Here is a 1,012-nt window from a genome sequence, read left to right as displayed (position 1 = left end):
AATGTCAGTATTTAAATACTTCCGATGCTGACTCTATGGGTGCAACGCAGAGCCGTCATAATTAGCTCATTTTTCAAAATTTTCATTGTTAGGGTATTGAGTATGGTTAAAAAAGTGACACCCGAAATAGAAGCTCAAGCTGAAACTACAACACCAGAACGACTTCAGGAGCTGGCCACTAATCCTAAATTACAAGAGTTCGTGGCTGCTAACTCAGCTGCCCCAAAGTCATTGCTGCAGCATTTGGCAGAGACTGGTACTGAGGCGGTTAAAAAATGCTGTGCAGCTAACCCTAATACCCCCAAAGAAACCTTGTTGAGACTGGCCGCCAATTTTCCAGAGGAGTTTGTCGGGAACCCGGTCTTTAACTTGCTGCGGCTCGAAAACCCTCAGCTTTTACAAGATTTACCCCAAAAGGGTTTACAAAAATTATTGGCGAAAGCTGATGTGGAGGTAGATATCGTTCGATCATTAGCAGCTCATCCTGACCCCGAAATTGCGGTACCCGCCAAATGTCATCTTCATAGCACCATTACTATTAACCCTGCCTGGGAGTCGGAAGCTTTAGCCAATCGCCTGAGTAACATAAAAGGCGGCAGGGCAAAGTACAAGGAGTATAAAAATGAGATCCTCGTCTTAATCTGGAACGGTACTGCGGCAGAGAATATTCAATTCCTGCCAGTGGAAATGCGCGCAAGAGTAGCTGAGAATCCTAACTGTCCCCTCGAACTCCTCCAGCAACTTGCCCATGATAAAAATGAATTGGTACGCGCAAAAGTAGCTGAGAATCCTAACTGTCCCCCCGCACTCCTCCAAAAATTCGCCCATGATGATAAGTTCGTACGCACAGGAGTGGCTAAGAATCCTAACTGTTCCCCCGCACTGCTTCAACAACTTGCCTCTGATGAAAATGAAAACGTGCGCGCAGAAGTAGCTCAGAATCAAAACTGTCCCCCCGCACTGCTTCAACAACTCGCCCATGATGACGATTTACGGGACGCACAAGAGTGGC

General features: G+C 46.5%; 1 protein-coding gene. It reads left to right on the top strand.

Annotated elements, in window-relative coordinates; translation table 11 throughout:
• Window positions 1–102 precede the first annotated feature (102 nt).
• Window positions 103–1,012: variant leucine-rich repeat-containing protein (locus AACR41_RS00055; protein ID WP_161768762.1), on the top strand; the 910-nt coding region annotated here is incomplete at its 3' end.

The sequence above is a fragment of the Picosynechococcus sp. NKBG042902 genome (assembly GCF_963864045.1).
Taxonomy (GTDB): domain Bacteria; phylum Cyanobacteriota; class Cyanobacteriia; order Cyanobacteriales; family MRBY01; genus MRBY01.
The sequence above is the reverse complement of the archived record's forward strand: the minus strand, read 5'-3'. Positions and strand labels throughout refer to the sequence as shown.